Genomic DNA, 21,078 nt, shown 5'->3' with positions numbered 1-21,078 from the left:
TGAAAAGTATAATCAATCGTCAAAGCCCAGTTGTTTGAAAATCTTTTATCAAGCGAGAAAACTATCCCGCGAACAAAGCCAAAATCAGTGTTCTCATATTTGTTATACCAAGCCGAACCACCAAAAATGAAAATCTCATCAGCCCTTGTCCCAGTCAAATTTCTTATGTCCCTGAAATACCCCGTCAATTCAATTACAACATCACTTGTGATCGCCTGCTGAACACCTATCTCGCCACTGACAGTTTGCTCAGGCTTTAAATCAGCATTCCCAACAAGTCCAATGTTCCCAGTCCCAGAACCAAGTTTAAATTCAGGATTAGTATAAAGATATTCAAAAGGCGGTATCTGGAAAAAATGACCATAAGAAAAGTGAATCACACCACGATCAGTGATCGGAAAAGCAACCCCAATCCTTGGACTCCACTGCCACTTCGGCTTTGCACGAATATACCAATAGGCTCTCCTATCATCAACTGTTTTCGGAACATCTCCCTCATCACCATAAATCCCATTATTATTCGTATCAAAATATCTATTCTGCGGTTTCAAAGGTTGGTAGATATTTGGATCAGATGGATCAGAAAGGATATGCCAATCAGGATTGAAATAGTCAAATCTAACACCAACATTTAAAATTATCTCATTAAACTCCATCTTGTCTTGAATATAAGCAGAAAATTCCTTTGGATGATTCCTGAACAATGTATGACTTGGCTCGCTTACATCAGGTATTTTCGTCTTAACATAAGGATTCCCATCAAGTATCGGATCCCTTGCTCTGTCTTCATCTGAAAGATCAAGATAAAAACCTTCAAAATAAATTGTATGATATCTAAGTTCCACACCAGTTTTAACCTGATGAACCTTCGTTATTTGAGATGTCAAATCAAACTTTGCAACATATGTCCCAGTGTTGCGATAAAAATGATCCATCTTCATTCCACCAGCAATAAAACTATACGGTCCTGGCTGAAGCAAAAGTTTAGGATGAACATACCTTGGATCATGCGGGTCTTTAAAAACATAATGTCTGTAATCCTTAAAGAAATACGAGAAACTCAACTGATAAAAGGTTGACTTACTTAATGTATGATTTATCGTAAAAATGTTCGTAATCCCTTTATGGAAGCGATTTAAATCACCATCTGGATTATATTTAAATGCAAAATCAAAAGTGCGATATTTCATATACTCATTCATGTAGTTGTAAGAAATTTTAAGCGTCGGCGAAACTTGAAATGTAAATTTACCCTGTAAGAAAATTTTTTGATTCCAATTCATCGGAACATAGGCACTATCTCCAAAACCTTGTCCTGGATTGATGCTGATCACCCATTTGTTTGGATCTGGATCACGATTATCAACTATATTTTCTGGTTTAAATTTCCTTATACCATAAAGCCAGCCGCCAAAATAAATCCATCGCCCATTCAAATAGTAAAAAATTTTATCACGAACTATCGGACCGCTTAAATTCCCCTCAAAATTTCTAATTGATAACGGCTCAAACTTACCTAATCCTGTAAATATATTCGTATGGTTAGTTGCATATCCGCCAAGATAACTGGTAAAACTACCGCTAAGCTTATTGCTCCCATCTTTAGTTGCTATGTTTATAATCCCCGACATCGCCTGACCATATTCAGCGTTAAACGCACCACTTACAAGCTGAAGCTCCTGAATTGATTTCCTATCAACCGAAATCACAGCACTTCTATCATAAACATCTGTTACCGGCACACCGTCAATCCAATATGCGACTTCGCCACTTCTTCCACCACGAATATGCCCTGCAACAACCCCAGCCTGAAGCTGAACAACTTCCTGAAATTCAGTTATAGGTAAAGCTTGTATTAACTCACTGCCAACAATTGCGGTTGAAGCAGTCAAATCTTTTTGGACAAGTGGTCTTTCTGCAACAACCACAACCTCCTGACCAAGTTCAATTACAGTTTGCTCAAGCTGAAAATCCACCCTTGTTGTAAGATCAATTGAAACTTTCACCCCTTCTTTAATTACGGCTTTATATCCGACCGCAGATGCTTTTACCCTATAAGTTCCCGGTGGGACATTAATTATGACATAATTTCCATTAAAATCAGAAGCAGCCCCAAGATAAGTTCCCTCAATTATTACATTCGCTCCAACTATCGGCTCTCCTGTTTGAGCATCTGTCACACGCCCCGCTATTTTACCCGTATTCCCAGCTAATACAAGCGCCGGGATAAAAATCAAAAGAAGAAACTTTTTTAAATCCATGATAACCTCATTTTTTTCTTAAGGACATGTCTTCCTAATTACTAATTCTGGGATGAATTTAATATGCTTTGGTTTCGCATCTTTATCATTCATCCTCTCAAAAAGCCTTTCAACAGCTATAACTCCCATCTCATACATTGGCTGTCTAACCGTCGTAAGCCCGAAATCCCTTGCAAGTTCAATATCATCAAAGCCGATCACAGAGATATCATCAGGAACCTTGATCCCTTTCTCATTTAAAGCCTCAATCACCCCAATTGCCTGAATATCACTTGATACAAAAATAGCAGATGGAATTTCACCACTGCGACTTAAAAGTTCTTTACATGCATAATATCCAGCTTCACGATTAAAACCATCAAGCCGTGTATCCCTTGTCTCAACGAAAAATTCTTCATAAAACTTCTTCCCATGATCAACAATTGCTTGTTTAAAACCATCAAATCTTTGCTTTGCTGGAATACTTTCAAGCCGTGCACATATCATACCAATTTTCTCATGCCCAAGCTCAATTAAATGTTTAACAGCAAGATAAGCCCCTTTGAAATTATCAACCGTAATTGAATCAAATTTTGGATGAAATGTATCAACAAGAACAATTGGGATTCCACGCTGAATAAAGTATTTCGTATAAGTTTCAGGAAATTTCATTGAAAAGAAAAGAACACCATCAACTTTCCCCCTATGTGTGCTTTTTTGAATATAATACTCAATCTGGGTTGACGGATCATTTACACCATAAAGGACAAGATCAAAACCAATCTCCGAAATCTTACTCTGAACTCCACGAAGAACCTCCATAAAGAAATAGCTTGTGAAGAAAGGAATTACCGCTGAAATGGCATAAGCTTTTTGCTTTGCTAACCTCTGTGCATAAGTATGTGGCTGGTAATTTAACTTCCTCGCGATCTCAAGAACTTTAAGCCTTGTTTTCTCCGAAACATGAGGATTTCCATTCAAAACCCTTGAAACCGTCCCAATCCCAACCTTAGCCTCACGAGCTATGTCGTAAATCGTTATCCCATAGGAAAAACATTTATTTTTGGAAGTGCTTCCATAAAATAATAAAAAAATCTTTCGTTGTCAAGTTAAAACCATCAGAAAAAATCCCAAAAATTAAACCACACCGCCACGCTAAACTTATTTCAGAAAACCGCAAAATTATCTCTACTACTAAACAAATATTTTACCCTATTTCCCTAAGGGTAAACCTTTCCTGAGGTTTAACTTAACTGATTCTGAAGTTAAAAAATGACTCACCCCCTGTCCCCCTCTCTATAAATAGAGAGTGGGAATTAAAGGGGGTGAGTTAAGAAATTGACTCGCCTCCCAACACCTTCTCAAAAATGTTAGAGAAGGAAAATAAAGAGGAACGAAAAATTGACTCGCCCCCGTCCCCCTCTCTAAAATTTAGAGAAAGGGAATTAAAGTGGGTGAGTCAAACAAAGCAATCTCATTCAGAACAAACTGTCATTGCAAACGAAGCGTGGCAATCTAACCAAAGATTACTTCGGGGCTTCGCCTCTCATAATGACAACTGTCATCGCAAGCAAGTAATGACGGGATGAAAAATTGACTCACCCCCGTCCCCCTCTCTAAAATTAGAGAGGGGGAATTAAAGGGGGCGAGTTAAAAAACTCACTCACCTCCTGCCCCTCTCTACAAATAAAGAGAGGAGTGTGAAGATTGGCTCATCCCCTAACTCTTTCTATTAAATAGAGAGGCTGAATCAAAGGGGCTGAGTTAAGAAATTGACTCACCTCCCCTGTCCCCCTCTCTAAAAATTAGAGAGGGGGAATCAAAGGGGGTGAGTTAAGAAACCCACTCCCCATCCCCCTCTCTAAAAAATTAGAGAGAGGGAATTAAAGGGGATGAGTTTAAAAAGCGCCTCTTTCCATATCTAAAGTTTATTTTACCACAACCATTTTCCTTACACTTCTGAAAATATTACGAGTATCTTCAACTGCTTCCATAACATAAAAATAAACACCACTTGAAACCTCTACCCCATCCCTTCTTCTGCTGTCCCAAACAACCTCATAATAACCAGGCTTAAAGTAATCATCAACAAGGACTGTGACTTCTCTTCCCGTGATATCGTAAATTTTTATAACCACACGACTATACCTGGGCACATGATACCTTATAACCGTATTCGGATTAAATGGATTTGGATAATTCTGCAACAAAGCAAATTCTTTAGGAATCTCAGGGATAGTGTTAAGTTCCACCTTATCATAAAACTCATATACATTTCCAGAAACCCCAAACAATTCCCAGGCAATCGCACCCTCACCTTCCAACTCCTTGAGCACCTTAAAATCAATTCTTGCGACAACATCATTTCTTAACATGCCTAAATTCCCAAAATTAGCAAAGTTAATTATAACCAACCCGTTTACCGAATCAACATAACTCAAAAAGATTGTCTTGCCATCGTTAAGTTTACCAAAAACATCATTGTCTTTTATCCCAACAAATTGTAAAATTTCAGGATCATATCTGAGAACAAATTCACCTGCATAAATCGTATCCGCAAAATCATCTGTTAAATTGAACTTAACATCATAACTGATATACCTATTGTTCAATCCACCAATGCGACTATATTTATTAGATGTTTCAACCTTATCAAACATCAATAACTGCTCCTTATAAGCCTTGCTTATGCCCATCAATTTGCTTGAATCCATATCCCCAAACAAAATTTTACTTGCCAACTTGAACCCTCCTGTTTTAACTAACCAGTTCCAATTCATGACAAAAATCATCAAATCTTCAAAATCAACTTTACCATCAGGCTGAACAATCATCTGAGGTGGCTTCCCAGTCGCAGGTCCAATTTCTTTACTTGTGTAATTATTTATCCATACATCCCTGAACAAAGCAAGATCTTCAATGTTAACTTTTTTATCAAAGTTGTAATCCCCTGGAATCGTTGAAACAAATGTTAAAGTTATATCATCAACAGGCGAACCCTCTGGATCACCATCTTTATCCCCATCAAAAGTATTTCCATTTGAATCTTTAATGCTATCTGCAATTATCTTCACCGTCACCGTCTCAGCAGAGGCGAAATGAGGAGATGGGATAAGATAAAAAACAGTATCAAAAGATAAACTGTTAAATTGATGCACGCCAGTCAAACTTCCATAAATTTTCACACCGCTTCCAATTCCATAAACCTTTCTATCAAATTTTATCTTAATTGTATCATTGTAAAAACTGATATTAACGGGAGAAGTTGAAAGAATAATCGGACCTGTTTGATTATCAACATTAAATTTTCCAGATATAGCATATTTACCCGTATCCCTGTCAAACGGCGTTATTTTAAAGTAAACCCAAACATCTTGATTTGCCAGATCATAATTAGATAACCATATAACCCCAAGCGTATCCCCGTACCTTGATCCCATCCTGATCGTTGCGTTCTTCCAGCTCATTGTATCACCAACCGAATACTCAAACTTAAACCTCAATGAATCTCTCTCCTGATCAAAGGGAACAAATTTAATCTCAAACTCCCCCGATACCTCAACCACTGATGTTTCAATATATCTTATAACCGGAACCTCATTGTTATCAAGATGGAAAATTATTGTATCAGGCACACCAATAGTGATGTCCTTGGGCAAAACCCTAAACATAAGCGAATCAATATCATAACCCCTTAAATCTTCCAATGACTTCCAAACGAAAGAACCAGAATATTTACGATGATCAACAACCGTATCCCCCTCAATCGTCGCTCTATTCCATCTGCCATTGTGGAAATACTCAGGATACAAATAAACACTTGATAAAGTATCATTATCAATCCTGTAACTTATAACTATATCCCCACCTCTCTCCCCATCTAAATCTGAAAGATATATCCGTGCAAGTTTATTATCAAGCTTTAAAACCATTGAATCAGAAACCCCCTCATCTACATCATATGGAATCACCTTGAAATATGCCAATCCAAAAGTATCAACAACATCCCTATACGAATGCCATATAACTAACAATGTATCCCCTCGCCTACTACCAAAACTTACATCAGCATCCCTCCAACTATGACCAAACTTATACTTATACTCAAACCTCAAACTATCACCCTCTAAATCACGAACTAAAAATCTTATCAAAATATCCCCACCAACAACATCAAAAGTATCTAATAAACTAACCACAGGTGGCCCATTGTTATCAAGATGGAAAATTACCTCGCTTCTGATCCCTCTATTGGCATCAAAAGGAGTAATCCTAAATCTCACAAAACCATCAAATCCTGATAAATCCATATTTGATTTCCATATCAACGAGCCAACATATTTTGTGCTATCTGAGATAAGTGTATCACCGACAACTGTCGCTTTCCTCCAACTTCTACCATCATCCTGCGAAAATTCAGCAACTAATTTTATCGTGTCACCTTCCTCATCCACTATTCTATAATTAAATGTAATATCACCCGTATATTCCCCAGCAAAACTATCCAACAATGCAATATGCGGAACACCAAGGTTATCAATTTGAACTAATATGGAATCTGACAAACCCTGGTCAAGATCAGATGGGATGATTTTAAAGTAATAATTTCCAGCTGAACCTGGAAGATCAACATTGGTTGCCCATTTGAAAGTATATCTACCAGGCATTACATCCCCAGTATCCCCCGAAGACACGGTAACATAACTCCATGGAGCATCCACGCTATCAGCATTTTTGAAGAAAAACCTCAACCTCACTGTATCTCCCTCGCTATCTAAAATAGAGAAGAAAAAGGTAAGTGTATCCTTGTATGCACCCGTTCTTCTCTTAATACCATATATAGAATCAATTTTCACTACAGGAGGATAGTTATTGTCAAGTTTAAACCTTATAGTATCAGCCTCCCCAATATCATTGTCCATCGGCGTCAGCCTGACATAAACATATAAATCCCTGCCTGGCAAATCTTCCCTTGATAACCAAACAATTTCCCCACTATAATTTGAAGGTTTTATAATTGTATCTCCAACTATCTTCGCACCCCTCCAGGTATTTCCATCTTCTGAGTATTCAACCACTATCTTTAATGAATCACCCTCAACATCACTCAAAGTGTATCTAAGTCTCACACTATCGCTTTGTTCAGATGTCACCCTTGCAAGTATAGCCAGTGGAGGATAATTATTATCAAGCTTAAACCTTAGCGAATCTCCAGAATTACTCACCCACCCATCATTTACTTCAAACTTCAACCATACATATCCATCGTATCCATCAAGATCCCTCCTGCTTAACCACCTGATTATACCTGTATATTTCGTCGTATCAAGATTCGCTGTATCTCCAATTAAAGTTGCTACTTTCCAATTTACCTCTGCATCTTTGCGGTAATATCCCTTGAGTTTCAAAATATCTTTCGTAGTATCAATCAAAGTATAATTAACTTTGATGGTATCAGAATATTCGCTCAATGTATCTGTTAAACTCCAAACTATCCTGTGTCTATGATAGTTATCAATTTTAAATCTTACCAAATCAAATGCTCCCCAATTATGCGGGTCATTATCCCTTGGCGTAACTCTAAAACTTACCTCACCAGAATAATCCGCCAAATCCAACTTGCTCCTCCATATCAAATAACCCCTATACCTATCCCTGCCTATATTAACAGTATCCCCAACAACACTCGCAACAAACCAACTATCCCCATCAACCGAATACTCACACCTCAACCTTACACTATCACCCTCAATATCACTTATAACATAATCTATCCTAACATCACCGCTTACCTCACCAACTATCCCAGACAATTTTATGCTCGGATTACTATTACCATCATCAGGATAAAACTCTATCACCTGCTCCCCTGATACATTCCCAACCAAATCACTTATACCCCTACATCTCAAAACTATCAAACTATCCGAAACAGGCAAACGCTGCCCAGAAGAAAGATGCAAATTATAACTGTCTACATTAGGTCTAATGTATATCGGAACTAACTCACTTACACCATCAGGTCTTGTCCAACTTAAAGAAACAGAAGCTGTATCATAATACTCCTGAAACTCAAATATCAAAGGATAAACACCAGATGCAAAACTCCTCGTAACAGTCCTAACCGTATCCCAACCATACCAAAATTTATTCCTCAATGTATCAGAACCAATAATTATCCTATACCCATCATAACCAGAAACAACAAATGAAAATTTGTAAACCCCACTTAAAGGCATATAAACATAACCCCTTATCCTGACTGAAAAATAATCACTATTGACTCCAGCTCTCGGTGAACCCCAACCCCAGTTAAAGTTAATTCCAGATGCATCTCTAATCGTATCCCTTGCAACAAATGTCCCAAAATTTTCACCATTGTAATACTCAACAATATATCCCCTGCTCGTTGAAGCTCTCCCAACTTTTAAACCCAGGTTCAATCTCCAATTTGATGTATCAGCAACACTTGAAAAATCAACAGCCTCATTGAACTTAACACTTATAACACTATCCCCCTGAACCCCAAACGCATAAACCAAAACAGGTGCCCTTGAATCTGACAAAACATTATCTATTACAACCAAAGGTGAAAACCTCCCATCACTTGAAACAGCCCTTATCCCAAAACTATACAAACCATCAAAAATAGAAAACTCATAACTAACTTTGCTTGAATCCAGCTCAACCCATATAGTTGTGCTATCCAATCCCCCAGCCTCACCCTTATACAAAACATACCTTGACGCAAATGGATGCCTGTCCCAACTTAACCTTATAACCCCACCAGCCTTGCTCTCACCCCTAAATCCTGTAACCGCAAACATGCCTACCTTCTCCATCAAATACGGCTCAAACCTAACCCTGACCGTCACACCATCATCATAAAAATCATATATCTTTGAACTTATCTCATCCCTATCCACACTCCCCCACCAGTTATTCTTCGCATCTATTGAATCACTCGCCTGAAGCGTCGCCCTAAAATTATAGCCAATATTCCCATATATGTTGTTGTAATTTACAACAGGCTTACCAGATGCCTCTATCCCATCACCAGCATTACCATAAATATCATTATACAAAATCTGATTATTACCCGATGTGTTTATCCCATCTGATAAATTATTTATTACTCTATTTCGCAGAATAGCAGCATTACTGCTAACTTCTATACCATAACTCAAATTTCTATATATAATATTATCTTCTATGCTTCCAGCTGATTTAGATGATATTCCAACCCCACGATTATTTGCAATGAAATTACCTTTGATCCCTACGTAGCTGCCCCCAAGATAAATTCCGCCTAAACCATTATTCTGAATTAAATTATCGCTTATAGTTCCCCTAATATTCCAAGAATATGCATCATACATATAAAAAGCCCAATATGTATTATTACTGATATCATTTGATTTAATAGAAATATTCGTGGATTCCCAACCCGGTTCATAAAGTATTCCATATCCATTGTATGAAATCTCTGAACCTCTAATGTTAACAAAAATTGTGGTATAACTATACTCAGTAACCGCACAGTATATACCGTAAGAATTACCAATAATTCTAGAATTTTCTACCGTTAAGTTTGAGGTTATACCTTCATATCCCTCATCATTATAAATACCACAATTGCTATTTTTAATCAATGAGTTACTAATAGAAGCTGAAGATGATTTCAAATATATGCCACTACTTGAACTATTAACAATTACAGCGCTATCTATTATAGCTGAAGCCGAAATTAAACTTACGCCTTTTCCATTTCCAATAAAAGTTAAGTTTTTAATACTTACATTAGTGGTTGATATGATGTTAACCCCTACATTATTCTGTTTAAATACACAATTATCTATTATTAAGCTTTCCCCTCTATTCATACCTATACCTGTATCCCCATATTCAACCCTTACATATCTAAAACTCCCCCTACCACCACTCCTGAACCTTATCCCAGGATATCTCATCGTATCCGGGTATAAACTCGTAAACACAACGCTATCCCCCTCTACACCCTCCACCTCAAGTATACCATCTACATTGAAATTATATCTCCCCTTGAAAACAACCCTAACACCTCGCTCTATCCTTAACTTCACCCCAGCATCTATCCCTAAATTACCCGAAATTATATACGGTGAATTATCTCTCGTCCAAATCGTATTTTCAGTTATTACACCACTTACATAATTCCCACTATATCCAACCAGCCTGACCACCAACCTCGGCTTATTCGGATCATTGCTCGTTATAACAAGTGAATCCTCAAAACTACCATAATTCGCCGGACTAAATACAACTGCTACACTATCCGTATCAGATGCACCTATGCTCAAACTTGTCCTTGAAACAGAAAACATTGAACCTGACCCTATACTCAAATTAACAAACAATGTGCTATCTGCCCCATCATTGTATATCCTCAAATACAATGTCTTGCTTGAACCAACCGAAACATCACCAAACGATAAAACTTTCTTATCCAAACTTATATCAGCACTACGATTACGATTACGAAGTATTGATAATGTGCTTGAATAGTAATTTGCGACAACAATATCAATATCACCATCTCCATCTAAATCCGATGTGTGAACTGACCAAGGATAACTCCCAACTCCAACATCACTTACCCTAACAAAATTTAAACCACCATCATTGCGAAGTATTGATACCGTGTTTGAACCCTCATTTGCAACAGCAATATCAATATCTCCATCTCCATCTAAATCCGATGTGTGAACTGACACAGGACCACTCCCAACTCCAATATCACTTACCCTAACAAAATTTAATCCACCATCATTGCGAAGTATTGATACCGTGTTTGAACCAGAATTTGCAACAGCAATATCAATATCACCATCACCATCTAAATCCGATGTGTGAACTGAATAAGGATAAATCCCAACTCCAATATCACCCACATTAACAAAATTTAATCCACCATCATTGCGAAGTATTGATACTGTGCGTGAACCATTATTTGCAACAGCAATATCAATATCACCATCTCCATCTAAATCCGATGTGTGAACTGAATAAGGATAAATCCCAACTCCAATATCACCCACATTAACAAAATTTAATCCACCATCATTGCGAAGTATTGATACTGTGCTTGAACTCCCATTTGCAACAGCAATATCAATATCACCATCACCATCTAAATCAGATGTGTGAACTGAAAAAGGACCACTCCCAACTCCAATATCACTTACCTTAACAAAATTCAATCCACCATCATTGCGAAGTATTGATACTGTGTTTGAATTCCAATTTGAAACAGCAATATCAATATCTCCATCACCATCTAAATCCGATGTGTGAACTGACAAAGGATAACTCCCAACTCCAATATCACTTACCTTAACAAAATTTAAACCACCATCATTGCGAAGTATTGATACCGTGTTTGAAGCAGAATTTGCAACAACAATATCAATATCTCCATCACCATCTAAATCCGATGTGTGAATTGAACGAGGGTTACTCCCAACTCCAACATCACCCACCCTAACAAACAAACCGCTTCCATCCTCAACCTTTACTGTAAAACTCCAAACATATGAACCCGGAATTGAATCACCATTTGCAAATCTTATCCCCCTCGTTAGAACTACGCTCACCACCTCACCAGGTTTAAAATCCTTAACCGGGTCAATCACAGCGGTTCTTGTATCAGAAGAATATGTTATAACTGTAGCATAAAAACCGGTTTTTGAACCTCGCACCTTAACAGTTGCATTTGTAAGCGTTGATGGGTCAATATCATTGGCAAATTTAACCTCTATGTTCGCATTTTTCAAAACATTTAACGCATTTTTACCGGGCGTGGTTGACACAATCCACGATTGAGAGAGCAAAGATAAAGAATTTAAACAAATAAGTAAAATCATTATAAGTTTTCTCATACCGAAGTTGCTTGTTTTTTTGTTAAAAAACCTTTACAACTTCCGGAACCAGCTCTTTAATTTGAACTGTCTGATTATTGCTATTTCTCATTATTGAGCGGTTATCAAACCTAATTTCACTATTGGTTCCGCTTGAAACATCAGACAGAACTTTAAACCTTACCTTTCCAATTGGTCCAGTTCCATTAACATCTGTTGGGTTGCCCCCGGCGACAGCTAAGTTCATCTCCACCTTCCCATCCCTTTTATCAATGTTAACGAAATCTATGATACTGCCACCATTTTTAAGCAATATGCTTTTTGAATCTTTATATACTTGAACATCTTCAACATCAAAATATAGCTGGTTATATGATATAATTATCTTCACCCCCGCGAAATCTACAGCTTCTTCAATATATACTTCAGCATCAAAGCTTGAATTTGGTCGGACTTCAACTTTTCTTGGGACAAACATAATAGCAGGTCCTTTAACAGCATCAACTGTAAAATTAACTTGAGTTGGCTGTTGCTGTTCAATATTATTTAGATACTTTGCTTTAACATAGAATGTATGTTTCCCTTCATCAAGGTATGCAAATGTCACCTCTTTAACATTGCTCCATTCAGACCAATTTTGATTATCAAGTTTATAACTAAATAACATCAGTGAATCAGCCTGATTCCCACGCCATTTGAATGTCACCGTATGTTCTGCGACAGTGCTGTTATCAGCTGGACCGGATATGATTTCAGCTCTTGGTGGCTGAAAGTTTGGATTTCTCGGATCAATTGGATTTTCTCTTTCAGGAGGAGGTGGTTCAGTAATCACATTGCAACCTGCAAAAACGATAGCTAACACCCAAAGGTATCTCATCAGCTTAACCCGACTTTTATTTTTTAATTTTAACCGTCACTGTGATTTTATTTTTTTACTCTTAACCCCCTCTCCAAAATTAGAGAGGGGAGTGTGAAGATTGACTCACCCCAACCCCCTCTCTAAAATTAGAGAGGGGGAATCAAGGGGGGTGAGTTGATAAACCGACTCACCCCCCAACCCCCTCTCTATAAATTAGAGAGGGGGAACTAAAGGGGGTGAGTCAAGAAACTTACTCACCCTAACCCCCTCTCTACAGTTGTAGAGAGGGGGAATCTAAGGGGGTGAGTCAAGAAACTCACTCCCCTCCCCCTCTCTAAAATTTAGAGAGGGGGAACTAAAGGGGGTGAGTCAAGAAACTCACTCACCCCAACCCCCTCTCTACAGTTGTAGAGAGGGGGAATCAAAGGGGGTGAGTTAACAAAGCAATCCCGTCAGAACTTAAACTTTACTCCTATTGAGTTCCATCCCACTTCAACCTTGAAGCGTTGCTCGTTGTATATCTCACCGGGCGAAAAGATCACAGCATCAACTAAATTATATAACCATATTGCTCCCGCAACGCCAGATGAGATTAAGAATTAGTTTTTAAATTTCTTCATTGAATTGTAATTTTTCATCATAAGCGAGTAGTATTTCTCTATATCGTCATTGTTATTTGAGGAGAGATAAAACTTCCTGTATGTTTGATAGTTATCTTTATACTTCAGATACTGAACAAATAAAGCAAGTGTAACCACATCAGTTGTAATGCCTGAGACAAGTAAAGTTGTCCCAAGCCCTTTCCTTCCCATATAAATTTGCCCAGTCCCGGGGATAACAAAGGAGAACAAAATTGATTTAAATTTTGATTTTGGTTGCAACACAAGCGGAATATCCATCTCGGGTTTATCAATACGGATATCCTGCGTAAACGGATGATACCCCGGCTTATTGACTTTAATTCGGTAACCGCCATAGACAAGTTCAATGTTTCTTGCTGGTAATCTTGTTATATTTCTTTCAATTCCCTCTCCCTTTATTATAACATCAGCTCTTCCAACCAGACCAGTCAAATTAACTCTTGAACGCATCTTCTCAAGTTTCACATCAATCTTAACATTGTCAGCATTAATCAAATCAACCTCTTGCAGATATTCTTGATAATCTTTAAGTGCGAGTTTGACAACATATTTATCCTTTTTAAGTTTCGGAAGCGAAAGAGGTGTTTTCCCAACGGATTTATCATTTAAAATTACCTCAGCACTTGGAGGATTACTTTTAATTTCAAGGTATCCCGCCTTTTCAAGTTTTATGTTCATCTCGTGATAATCTTCAGTGATGTCAATCTCACTTGAATAGTCAAGATATCCATCAAGTTTCATTTCCACTTTAAATTTTCCAAAATCGTAGAAATCAATCTCAGCTGGGGTTTTCCCAAGCTTTTCACCATCAATGTAAACATCCGCTCCCGGTGGATCTGATTTAACTTCAAGCAGGGAAACCCTCATTCTGGGTATGAAAACAAATTCACCACCCCTATCCCCAACAAGTATTCCATATTGCGGTGTTTGTTGTCCCTTTGATTCAGATGTAACCCTTGGAAGGATATAACTTGCTATTTCACTTGCGGTGATTATACCATTTTTATCTAAATCGGCAAATCCTTTATCAAGTCCCTCAAGAAAATGAAATGTGAAAACACTATGTCCACCTGGTCCGGTGTCAAATACCGGTTGATCTCTACCACCCGCTGTTAATGCTTGTCTTGTCCTTCTCTTTGAAACGATCTCAATAAAATTAACAACATCAGCAGATATAGGTTGTGAACGTGCAAAAATTAACCCACCGTAACAAGCATCCATAACAAAATATAAATGTTTTGCCGGTATCGCCTCCGAAATTTCATTTAATTGGTCAGTTGATATAGCAGTCAAAACAGGCTGGGATGGATCAGCATCAACAGGAAGAATGTAACCTCTCTCTTTCCCTTCAGGCAAAGGCATAGTTATACCATGCCCGGCAAAGAAAACGAAAACTCTATCATCTTCGCCTGTTTCTTTGATTAACCTTTCAAATGCCTTAAGTATGTTTTCCTTTGTTGCTTCGGAATTATAAAGTTTAATGACATATTTTGATCCAAAACCATACTTTTTAATCATAAGATTTGAAACAGCCTCAGCATCGCTTACCGCATATCTCAACTTATTTGCTTTGACATAATCGTCAATACCTATTATCAAAGCCCAGCTTTTCTTAAAGAATGGATTCCCTTTATCCGGTCTTATCTTCAATCCTATCCCCCTTAGGGATTCTACTGTATCCCTTTGTTGGGAATACGATGAGAAATAAAATAAAAAGAAGGCTAACATTACTAAAGTAATGCGCTTCATTTTACTTTATCCCTCTATGTTAACTTTCTGTTAAAATATAAAAACCAAAAAATAAAAAGTCAATAGGTTAAGTAGGATTTGAGTTCCCATAATTTTCGCCACATATTGGGCAGAATTTTGAAGTTGGATAAATTATCGGCTCTTTACACCTTTTACATTCCTCAATCATCTTTGTGCCACATACAACACAATAAAACTGTTCAAGTGAAAAATGAGCGAAGGCGATAATCCATCTTTAGTCTTTGGTGGCTCTTGAAGACAACCAAGTCATGCTCATCAGTTTTCACAATTCACCATTTAGAACCAGATTTTGCCATTTAAATATTAAAGAGGAACTTTTTTGTCAAGGGATTGATAAAACACAATTAAAAAATCAAAACGATATCCCAAAATCTGGGCAAGTCCCGAATGTCCTAAGGACCCCTTAGGGGGATCGTCCCAAAGGGATCCATCTGGACCTTTGCCGATTTCACTTTAGATTGTTTTTTTGGCTTTGATCTTTTAACTTTCCCAATGCGGAGTGGTGTGTCGGCAGGTTTAAAAATAACTAACTTTAAGGAAATGAAACTGCGATTTATAAGTTTCGTCTAAACATAATGAATTACATTTAGCCCCGCCGAGTATGGGTGGGGTTATTTCATAAATTAAAACAAAAATTTTTGGGACAATGAAGAAGTTAATTTTATTTTTAGCTTTGGTTTCAGCTTTTGCCCTCGGTCAGACAAAAAAAGTTCTTACGCTCTCTGAATGCATAAAAATTGCGCTTGAAAATAACACAACTATAAAACAGGCTGAATATACAGCCCGATCCCAATCTGCAAGTGTGATGCAAGCATACGGTGTTTTTTTGCCAAATTTGAACCTTTCTGGAAACTGGAATAGAACAAGAAGAGAATCAGATTTAACATTCATCCCAGGTCTTGGCACTGTTCCGTTCAGAACATCACAAACCCTAAACTCATTTTCAACAACCGCAAGCACAAGCATATTGCTTTTCAACGGTTTTGCAAATTTCGCCTCTTTAAATAGAGCAAGATCAAATTACCTTTCAGCTGACTATAATTTCAAAAGAACAAGACAATCTGTAATTTTCCAAACATATCAGCTTTATCTAAATGTTTTAAGAAACAAACAATTATTGAAAGTTGCTGAAGATAACTTGAAAAGAAGTCAGAGACAACTTGAAAGAATAGTTGAAGCCAACAGGGTCGGTTCGGTTTCACTCGCTGATGTTTACAAACAGGAGGTTCAAGTTGGAAATGATGAACTTGCGCTTATAAGAGCACAAGCAGATTATGATAAAGCGAAAGCAGATTTACTTGTTTATCTTGGTTTGATCCCATCTGATGAGTATGATTTTGAAGATCCATCAATATCAATGGAAATTGATACGACAGAGTTTAGCGCTCTACGGGAGCAGGTTAAGAATTTGGATGCTATTATTTCAAAGGCGATAGATTCAAGACCCGATTACAAAAGCGCAATTGCAAGTTTAAATGCAGCGAAATCAGGTGTCACAGTTGCAATGTCTGGTTATATGCCAACGATTAGTGCTTCAGCAAGTTATAATTTAAGCAGTAATGAATTTTCAACACTTTTAAAAAATCGCTCAATGGGTTGGGGTATAAGTATAAGCTTCCCGATATTTGACAGGTTGCAGCTCCAGACACAGGTTCAACAGGCAAAAATAAATGTTAAAAATGCAGAGGTTCAACTTGAACAGGCAAAGAGACAGATAACAGCAGATGTGAAGAAAGCAATACTTGATCTTGAATCCGCAATGAAGCAAATTGAAGTAGCAGAGCGACAGGTTAAATCAGCTGAACTTGACCTTAAAACAGCGGAGGAAAAATACAACATCGGCGCTGGGACACTGCTTGATCTCTTAATTGCAACTGCAAATTATACAACTGCGGTAAGCGCAAGAGTTAATGCAATTTATAGTTATATCGCTGCAAAAGTTCAATTTCAATATGCACTTGGCGAACTTGATATAGAGTAAGAGTAACTGTAACAAACTTTATTAGGCTGGCGTAATCTAAAATAAAAAACTCCTTTTAAAAAATGGGAAAAAATAACAAACAAAGGAAGAGAAGAATTTTTGTTCTTGCTGGAATTGCTGTTTTAGTTATTGCTTCGGTGGTCGCTGCAGTTTTAAGTGGTGGGAGGGAAAAGGTTGTAGCTGTTCAAACTGAGAAGATCAGCAGAAGAGATATAACACAAATCGTTACAGGGACCGGGAAAATACAACCAGAGGTTGAAGTGAAAATAAGTGCAGAGGTAAGTGGTGAAATTGTGGAAATGCCAGTTAAGGTTGGTCAAAGCGTAAAGAAAGGACAGTTGCTCGTCAAGATAAAGCCAGACCTTTACATTGCTCGCAAGGAAGCAATGGAAGCAAATTTAAAATCAGCACTTGCACAACTTGAAATTGCGAAAGCGAACCTTTCAAAAGCGGAATCAGAATTCAAAAGAGCCGAAGAACTTTATAGTAAAAAATTAATTTCAGAGGCTGAATACGAAAACACACGCACAAGCTACAATATCGCAAAAGCACAATATTCTTCTGCTTCATCTGCGGTTGAACAAGCAAGGGCATCTTTAAGACAAGCTGAAGAAGACCTCGCAAAAACCATAATTTATTCCCCAATTGATGGGGTTGTAACCCAAATTAATGCGGAGGTTGGGGAAAGAGTCGTTGGAACAAGCCAAATGGCTGGAACTGTGATAATGGTTATAGCAGACCTTTCAAAGATGGAAGCAAGGATTGATGTGAGTGAGGTTGATGTAGTTCATGTTTCAATCGGAGATACCGCAATTCTTTCAGTTGATGCCTTCCCGGAGAAAAAACTTAAAGGAATTGTTTACGAAATATCAAACGCAGCTAAAACGAAGGGATTAGGAACGCAGGAAGAAGTTGTAAATTTTGAAGTCAGAATCAGAATACTTAATAAAGATATCGCACTTCGCCCAGGGATGTCAGTTACAGCAGATATTGAAACTGAGAAAAAATATAATGTTATCGCTGTCCCAATTCAAGCGGTTACAGTAAGGTCGTTAAAGAAAAACAAACCTGTAGATAATCCCTCAACCGAACTCAACACAAAGAAAAATGATAAAGATGATATGGTTGAGGTCGTTTTTATAGTTGAAAATGGGGTTGCGAAAATGGTTCCAGTGAAAAGAGGGATAAGTGGAGAAATGTATGTTGAAATAACCGAAGGATTAAAAGGCGATGAAGAAGTGGTCGTTGGGAGCTTCAAAGCCATAAACCGAGAACTTGAGGATGGAGTTAAAGTTAGGATTCAAAAAGAGAAAACAAAAACAAAATAGAAAGGTATAGAAATGCCTTTAATTAAACTTGAAAATGTCGTAAAAATTTATGACCTTGGCGCAGAGAAAGTTCATGCTTTAAGAGGGATAAATCTTGAAATAGAAAAGGGGGAATATGTCGCTATAATGGGACCCTCTGGCTCTGGAAAATCAACTCTTATGAACATCATCGGCTGTCTTGACACGCCGACATCTGGAAGATATTTTTTAAAGGGTGTAAATGTAAGCGAACTTAATGACAATGAATTAGCAAGAATAAGAAATAAGGAAATTGGTTTTGTTTTTCAAACATTTAATCTTTTACCCAGAGCTGATGCTCTACACAATGTTGAGTTGCCACTAATTTATGCAGGTGTCCCGGGCGAATTAAGAAAGAAGTTAGCTCGTGAGGCGCTTGAACAAGTCGGTCTTGGCGATAGATTACATCATAAACCAAATGAACTATCTGGCGGTCAAAGACAAAGAGTTGCAATTGCACGGGCGTTGGTCAATAAACCATCCATAATTCTTGCAGACGAACCAACCGGAAACCTTGACACAAAAACTGGAGCTGAAATTCTCGCATTGTTTGATGAACTCCACTCAAAGGGAAATACAATAATTATTGTCACACATGAGCCAGATGTTGCAAGACATGCACACAGAATTATAAGAATTAGAGACGGCATGATTGAAAGCGACGAAAAGGTTGTTGATAGAATCATCGCTCAAAGATGATTTCAACGAAAAAAAATTAACATATATGAAATTCCTTCTTCAATTACAGGAAAGTTTAAAAATAGCAATACAATCAATACTTGCACATAAACTTCGTTCTGCACTTACAACGCTTGGGATTGTAATTGGCATTGTTTCGGTCACATTGATGAACATGACAATTGAAGGTCTAAGCAAAGCATTTCGCTCAAGTATTTCAGCGATAGGCGCGGATGTTCTTTATATTCAAAAATGGCCTTGGTTTGCAGGGGAAGATTGGTGGAAATACAGAAATCGTCGTGAAATCAAAATAAGTTACGCCAAAGATATAAAAGAAAGATCAACCTATGCAGTTGCAGTAGCACCGACGGTCTTCAGCAGATCAACTCTTAGATTCGGAAGTAACTCAATGGAAAACGTTGTCATTATCGGGACAACAGACGAATTTATTTATACTGCTGGGGCTTCGGTGGAAATTGGAAGATTTATGAGCGAAGTTGAGGTAAAGGCAGAAAGACCTGTTTGCGTCATCGGGGCTGAAGTCGCTGAAAAGTTATTTGGTAATGTTAACCCAATTGGAAGGGATTTAAAAATTGCTGGCAGAACCTTTAGAGTCGTCGGCGTATTGGAAAAACAAGGTAAATTTTTAGGACTTGAATCACTGGATGATAGAGTTTACATTCCGATCGGTCAATTTACAAAGATGTTCCCATGGAGGACGGGCGCAACGATAACGGTTAAAGTTAGGGATATGAACGAGATAGAAGAAGCAATAGAGGAATTAAGAGGAATTATGAGAACGCTGAGACGTCTTAAACCATGGCAAGAGGATGATTTTTCGGTTAACAGACAAGAATTACTTTTAAATGCTTATAATCAAACTGTTGGTGTTATCGGCGCAGTCGGGCTCGGTATAACTTTGCTCTCGCTTATCGTTGGTGGAATTGGAATTATGAACATAATGTTTGTCTCTGTGAAAGAAAGAACCAAAGAAATTGGCATTAGAAAGGCTGTTGGAGCAACTCAAGGGGCGATATTAATTCAATTCCTTATTGAGGCAATTATAATAAGTTTTTTCGGTGGTGCGATTGGGCTGATTTTTGCCGTTATTCTTGGCTTCGTCGTTGATCAAATTCTCCCAACTTCGCTTCCGCTATGGGCAAGTCACCATATTGAATAATTTTAGGACCAGTCCAAGCTTGAATCGCCACAGCTTCTGGAAGAGTTGCATTTTTAGCTACATAGATAGCTTGTTCATATGTTATATCCTTTCTATTTCTATATTTTGCCCAGTTTGAGCGACCGATCACAACGGCGGGATATTTTTGAATCTGAAATGTATTTCCCCCGAGAAAATTCAGTGAGCTTTCAACATTTTTTTGTAAAACTCTTACACCTGTCATTACAACAATTATTGAAAAAACGCCAACAATTATACCAAGTAAAGTCAAAAATGTTCTTAACTTGTTCGCCTTTACCGAATCCCAAACCATGATCAAGCTTTCAACTATCTCAAACCAGAGAATTTTCCATCTGCTATTTGCCATTTAGAAATTAAGTTTTTGTTTTACTCATACCTTAAAGATTCAACTGGATCTAATTTTGACGCTTTGTAAGCAGGTATAATTCCAGAAACGACCCCGACCATGATTGAAATGAAAATTGAA

The 21,078-nt window shown here is 37.7% G+C and carries 12 protein-coding genes; 4 read left to right on the top strand and 8 right to left on the bottom strand.

Going from position 1 to position 21,078, the window contains the following annotated elements; genetic code table 11:
* From AT685_RS02230 to AT685_RS08730, 6 genes are all read right to left on the bottom strand, one after another.
* On the bottom strand, positions 1-2,261 hold a 2,261-nt coding region (locus tag AT685_RS02230; protein ID WP_072151372.1), incomplete at its 3' end, for a TonB-dependent receptor.
* Between the two features lie 18 nt (positions 2,262-2,279).
* Positions 2,280-3,266, bottom strand: coding sequence for a LacI family DNA-binding transcriptional regulator (locus tag AT685_RS02225; RefSeq protein WP_267886270.1), 987 nt, complete (start codon positions 3,264-3,266; stop codon positions 2,280-2,282).
* A gap of 902 nt (positions 3,267-4,168) precedes the next feature.
* Entirely contained in the window at positions 4,169-12,157 is a 7,989-nt protein-coding gene (locus AT685_RS02215) for an FG-GAP-like repeat-containing protein (RefSeq protein ID WP_072151369.1), read from the bottom strand.
* 22 nt (positions 12,158-12,179) lie between these two features.
* Entirely contained in the window at positions 12,180-13,013 is an 834-nt protein-coding gene (locus AT685_RS02210; protein ID WP_072151368.1) for a cohesin domain-containing protein, read from the bottom strand.
* A gap of 581 nt (positions 13,014-13,594) precedes the next feature.
* Positions 13,595-15,286 carry a PEGA domain-containing protein gene (locus AT685_RS02205; RefSeq protein WP_159420457.1) on the bottom strand — a complete coding sequence of 564 codons (1,692 nt, stop codon included), beginning with the start codon at positions 15,284-15,286 and terminating at the stop codon, positions 13,595-13,597.
* Between the two features lie 166 nt (positions 15,287-15,452).
* Complete coding sequence (locus AT685_RS08730; protein ID WP_420021838.1) at positions 15,453-15,611, bottom strand: double zinc ribbon domain-containing protein; 159 nt, start codon at positions 15,609-15,611, stop codon at positions 15,453-15,455.
* Positions 15,612-16,052: 441 nt separating this feature from the next.
* Between AT685_RS08730 and AT685_RS02195 the strand changes: the two genes are divergently transcribed.
* The 4 genes from AT685_RS02195 to AT685_RS02180 all read left to right on the top strand — a co-directional run bounded on the left by AT685_RS02195 (position 16,053) and on the right by AT685_RS02180 (position 20,591).
* Positions 16,053-17,387, top strand: coding sequence for a TolC family protein (locus tag AT685_RS02195; RefSeq protein ID WP_081040539.1), 1,335 nt, complete (start codon positions 16,053-16,055; stop codon positions 17,385-17,387).
* A 62-nt stretch (positions 17,388-17,449) separates the two neighbouring features.
* Entirely contained in the window at positions 17,450-18,715 is a 1,266-nt protein-coding gene (locus AT685_RS02190; RefSeq protein ID WP_072151365.1) for an efflux RND transporter periplasmic adaptor subunit, read from the top strand.
* 12 nt (positions 18,716-18,727) lie between these two features.
* Positions 18,728-19,432 (top strand): ABC transporter ATP-binding protein, encoded by a 705-nt coding sequence (locus AT685_RS02185; RefSeq protein WP_072151364.1) that lies wholly within the window; start codon positions 18,728-18,730, stop codon positions 19,430-19,432.
* Complete coding sequence (locus tag AT685_RS02180) at positions 19,386-20,591, top strand: ABC transporter permease (RefSeq protein WP_159420456.1); 1,206 nt, start codon at positions 19,386-19,388, stop codon at positions 20,589-20,591. The genes AT685_RS02185 and AT685_RS02180 overlap by 47 nt, the downstream gene beginning before the upstream one ends.
* Here AT685_RS02180 and AT685_RS02175 read toward each other — a convergent pair.
* Together AT685_RS02175 and AT685_RS08725 are read right to left on the bottom strand one after the other, a co-directional pair.
* Positions 20,518-20,958, bottom strand: coding sequence for an ABC transporter permease (locus AT685_RS02175; RefSeq protein ID WP_072151362.1), 441 nt, complete (start codon positions 20,956-20,958; stop codon positions 20,518-20,520). The two genes, AT685_RS02180 and AT685_RS02175, sit on opposite strands and share 74 nt — an antisense overlap.
* A gap of 20 nt (positions 20,959-20,978) precedes the next feature.
* On the bottom strand, positions 20,979-21,078 hold a 100-nt coding region (locus AT685_RS08725; protein ID WP_420021837.1), incomplete at its 5' end, for an ABC transporter permease.

The sequence above is a fragment of the Candidatus Kryptobacter tengchongensis genome (assembly GCF_001458555.1).
Classification (GTDB): Bacteria; Bacteroidota; Ignavibacteria; order Kryptoniales; family Kryptoniaceae; genus Kryptonium; species Kryptonium tengchongense.
Note: the sequence above shows the minus strand (reverse complement) of the source record. Positions and strands in the feature narration are given on the sequence as shown.

Bases quoted from the DNA above. Each gene is read 5' to 3' on its own strand.
- AT685_RS02175 (WP_072151362.1), bottom strand. From the start codon at position 20,958: ATGGCAAATAGCAGATGGAAAATTCTCTGGTTTGAGATAGTTGAAAGC.
- AT685_RS02210 (WP_072151368.1), bottom strand. From the start codon at position 13,013: ATGAGATACCTTTGGGTGTTAGCTATCGTTTTTGCAGGTTGCAATGTG.
- AT685_RS02185 (WP_072151364.1), top strand. From the start codon at position 18,728: ATGCCTTTAATTAAACTTGAAAATGTCGTAAAAATTTATGACCTTGGC.
- AT685_RS02195 (WP_081040539.1), top strand. From the start codon at position 16,053: ATGAAGAAGTTAATTTTATTTTTAGCTTTGGTTTCAGCTTTTGCCCTC.
- AT685_RS02190 (WP_072151365.1), top strand. From the start codon at position 17,450: ATGGGAAAAAATAACAAACAAAGGAAGAGAAGAATTTTTGTTCTTGCT.
- AT685_RS02215 (WP_072151369.1), bottom strand. From the start codon at position 12,157: ATGAGAAAACTTATAATGATTTTACTTATTTGTTTAAATTCTTTATCT.